Source organism: Rhodococcus sp. T7, from assembly GCF_009872365.1.
GTDB lineage: Bacteria > Actinomycetota > Actinomycetes > Mycobacteriales > Mycobacteriaceae > Rhodococcus_F.
This window is the reverse complement of sequence record NZ_WXYH01000145.1, coordinates 1-4387: the sequence shown is the minus strand read 5'-3', so window position 1 is coordinate 4387 and position 4387 is coordinate 1. Positions and strand designations below refer to the sequence as shown.

General features: G+C 61.4%; 2 protein-coding genes. One reads left to right on the top strand and one right to left on the bottom strand.

Annotated features, from left to right (window positions below):
- Positions 1-1842: 1842 nt before the first annotated feature.
- Complete coding sequence (locus MLGJGCBP_RS16550; RefSeq protein ID WP_050785259.1) at positions 1843-2310, bottom strand: helix-turn-helix domain-containing protein; 468 nt, start codon at positions 2308-2310, stop codon at positions 1843-1845.
- 1739 nt (positions 2311-4049) lie between these two features.
- Between MLGJGCBP_RS16550 and MLGJGCBP_RS16545 the strand changes: the two genes are divergently transcribed.
- The coding region (locus MLGJGCBP_RS16545) for a hypothetical protein (protein WP_236581142.1) at positions 4050-4387 on the top strand (338 nt) is incomplete at its 3' end.

Sequence of the window (4387 nt, the reverse complement as noted above, 5' to 3'; positions counted from 1 at the left end):
GGCGTCCCACCTCGACATCCCTCCTGGCTCTCCTAGAACCATTGTCCGGGGTGTCCACTCAAAGGGTGCAGCCTCAGGTACGACCGGACGGTCGGTGAAGATCCCACGCAGGCAAGTGGCAGCGGTCAAGGACGGGATGCTTCGACGGCGCATTGAAGGGGGTACCGGTTGTTCTGATACCCCTTCACTTCTCTACATCTCGGCGTACGCGCCCCCTGAATCCCTGGACTGAAGAAGCTTTCCTCTCCATTCCGGGATGAATAACGGCCAATAGATAATTGACCTCCACGTTAGTTGGAGCCTGATGCCCCACTCTCGGGTTCCCTCGCCCGATCCACGATCTCGTTGAGATGGCATTGCTCTTCACTGGGGCCGCTGTAGCGGAAAGGAAAGTTCGGGTTTTCCCTTTGGTTTTTCAGCACATCGATCTGCTGCTGTGCGCAATTCGTTACGGCTGGAGTAGGAGGAGGAGATTCGCCCACCAAAGTGAAAATCCCCGCAACAATTGCTGATGCGAACAGGAACGCGCCAGTTATTACGGCGATTGACCCAGGTCGGTCAATGGAAGACGTTAGGGCGGGGTTCGGTTGAGGGGGTGCTGGTTGTTGGTGTAAGACGATGTTGGGTGGGGTGTTGTTCAGAAAAAACCGTCCGATAGCCGCCTGGATTTCGGCATCCGATGTTGTCAACTACTCGGCCTATTGCGAGGAGCGGGTGAGTCAAGCTGGTCAAACGTAAGCGCAGCTTCGCGCGAAAGTTGCTTGACTGCGTCCTCGTATCGATAACGCACGCGTGGGAATTGATATACGACATAGATAACTAGGGCTATAGCTCCTATAAGAGTAAGCGCCATAGTCGAAAGGCTAAGTGGCGACTGTTGGAGCGTGGTCCACTTCAGCGCGATGATCGTCAGGTCAATGACCAATGTTGCGATTGCCATGCCAAGGCCTAGACGGAGTTTCGCACGGGACGCGTGGAAGCGAGAGCGGAGCTCCTTGGAGAGTCCGTTGACGCTGTCTTTGTAGATCTCCTGCATCTCGCGGATCTGCCACACCTCACGATCCATGTCGGGATCATACTTGTCGGACCGGATGCTTCGGGGCGGATCTGAGACAGGGTGAACTCTAGAACGCCAGTACCTCGGCTTCATGCGAACTCGCGACACGACACACTACCGTCGACTCGACCGGCTTCGCCGCCGGTTGGCAGGTGGTGGCGCGGCAGTCGTACGGCACTGCCGATGCACCGGCCATCCACTGACGAGGAATCACCCCGAAAGAACCACTGGACAGCAGATATCTGCCCGGTGTTCTCGCCCGAGAGAGTACGGGGAGCAGCGTCCGGCGCCGTCTCGGATGCGTGGCACGGGACTTGTTCAAAAAGAACGCCGCAGTCTGTCACACAAGCCTCTTCGAACGGATCTTCCTCCAGATAGAAGCCCACTTCAGGAGGAGATCCCATGCACCCCAGTCAACCTCAGCAGCCCATCAAGCCAGCACGGAATGCAGCAGGCCTGTCCGACGAGGACCAACTGTCTCTGTTGATGGCGGCCCCATTGATTCTGGGCCTCCTTGTCGCGGCTCTTCCGGCGATGTCGACCAAGGCGACTGCGTGGCTGCTCGCTCACGATCTCATCGTTGGGGCTTCGGCGTCACCGTTGGTGACTATCCCTGGCACGGAAGGTGCCGGCCTCGACCTCCGCCGGTTGATCATCGTCGTGGCAGTTCTTGTGCTCGCTGCGACTCTGGCTCTCAGCGGAGTGCGGCGCTCCATCGATCGTCGCCGACAGCAGCGGTTGCGCCGCGGGGACAGTGCATGAGCACAGGGGTGATTGTTGCCGAGCTATCGAGAAGGAAGCGGTCGATTCCGTGCGCGGATGAATGCGTCACGGATTGTCCGTTCTTCCAGGCGCAGAGCCTCAGCGAGTGCTGTGGTATGTCGATCGGACAGGCTTCCTTCGCCCCGCTCGATTCGGCCGATGGTGGTGGTGCTGAGTCCGGTTCGGTCTGCGACGTGTTTCTGCGTCAATCCCGCAAGATTCCGCAGGTCGGCGATGGTCCGACTGTCTTCCGGGACGACGACGAGGCGGTCGAGGGGTATTCCCAGCTTTTCGGCGGCCCGGGCGAGGTGGTCGGGCTGAGGGTGCGTTCGCGAGGTTTCCCAGTTGTGGATGGTGGTCGGGTCGACGCCTATTGCGCGGGACAGGTCGCCGCGCGTGATTCCGGCAGTAGTGCGCGCGTCTTCGAGGGCCTGAGGCTTGAAGCCGTTCAGGGGCGCTCTCACTGCGATTTTCCGTTCATCGCTGGACATCCTATTGAAGATGTAGATACCATCGTTGCATGCCGGGTTTAAATTCCAGTGGTAAATGCGATGCGGTGCAGCGCTGACGATCACTCGCTGAACTCGAACCCGGTGCGCTCGAGTACGAACAGTTCCCACGTACATGCGGCCTGACCAGCCGCTAAACGGAAAAGAGCATCCGATGACGACTACCGTTTCAGCTGCCCCACCCTTGTCCCAGACTTCTGCGCATCGACGCGACGCACGCTCGTCCGTATGCGCCGCTCAGCTAGCTAGACTGAATGCAGCCGGATTCCCCGCCCGGTCTGCTTTGCCCAGTCGCGACGACGGGTGGTTCCAGACATCGCGACAGTCGGGTTTAGGGGGACGTGACGGGCAGGCTTGGACACCTGCCCGTCGCGTCGATACATCTGTCGACACGGTTGATGTGCGCTACCACATCAACGCCCTGATGTGCGCCGGCATGACGACCGCTCTGATCGCTGACCTGGCCTCTGTGCCGGTCGCGACAATCCGGTCGCTGAGGAGCACTTCGACTCGCACGACCACCTCCGTCATCGCGGACGCGATCCTCTCGATCACTTTTCGCCCGAGCCGTGGGCGTGATCTGACCCCAGCAGTGGGGGCTCGCCGCCGACTGCGCGCACTCAACGCCATGGGCTACGGCGATTCGAGCCTCGCTCACCGGTTGAACGTCGAGGTCGACGTCGTCACTTCGATGCCGGAAAAAGGTCTCATCCCGAGCGAGCTGTGGGAAGCGGTCGACGAGATCTACGACGAGCTTTCCATGCGCCCCGGACCTGACGCCGACCTCCGTGAACAAGCACGCGCAGAAGGACTGGTGCCGCCTCTCGGATGGGACGACGACGAGATCGACAATCCGAAGGCGCGTAGTCACGAGCGCGAGCGGGCCACGGGAGCGGTCGCGGTCGACGAGGTCGTCATCGTTCGTCGCCTGAGCGGCGAACAAGTCCCCATGCGCAACTGCGAACGACGAGAAATCATTCGGATGGCCTACGAGCAGTGCTGGTCACCGAGCCTCCTCGCGGACAAGCTCGCCATCAAGTACGACTCGGCCGTGACGGAGCTGAGCCGGTACCGCCGAGCTCTCATCCAGACGGATGTCTCCGGTTCCGATGATCCCTCCACGGCGGAGACGCCGACCACGACCGACGCGCCTACGGGGGAGCGTGGAAAGGGCGAGACTGCCGCAGTCGCTGCCACGGCCGATCACGCAACCGATTTTGACTCTCCGCGAGAAGCAGCAGCTACGTCGGATGCCGCCGAGTCACAGTCGCCCGCCGGCTCCAGGGTGAACGCGCCGGCGCGGGCTTCCTCCAACCGAGTGAGTGCGATCAGGCGCCGCTGGACCGGCGCCTTCACGGCAAGCGCACAGTTCCACGATGCAACGATCGACTGTGCTCGTTCAGCGCCGGAAGGTGGGGTGCCAGGGAGCTGGCCGATAGCCCGGCGCTCGAAGCTATGGCGGCCGGCCTGCCGGTTGGGTTCAACGAGAGCCGTAGGTGCCGAGCAGAATTGGCCTGACTCAGATGAGCGATGGCGGCTGTCGTCGGGGTGGCCCTCTTCGCGTCAACGATGGCATCGCCTCGCCGAACAGGCATCGGCACCCCGACCCGGTCGACCAGGCAGGCCTTGTGCCAGTTCGCTGATACCTGTTGACGCCGGCGACCGTGTGAGGCATTGCTGTGCACTCCAGATCGCGACCCTTTTGAAGGAGACCAGACCCGATGGCCCTCATAGAAATCCCCGAGGACTTCCACGCGGCGTTCATTGCGGCCGCCCACGACGCGAACGATCACAACGACCTTGACCTCGCCATTGACGAGGACCGCACATACATCGCCCTCAGCAACCTCTGCCCCGGATTCGTCCCGGCTCTTCGGCTCATCACCCGCGGTGAGCATGAAGCCACGGTTGAAATCTGGTCCATCGTCGACCACCAACGAGACGACGGCAGCTGGGAGCGCACCGAGGGGGTTGATGCCACCACTGAGGCTGCACCCTTTGAGTGGACACCCCGGACAATGGTTCTAGGAGAGCCAGGAGGGATGTCGAGGTGGGACGC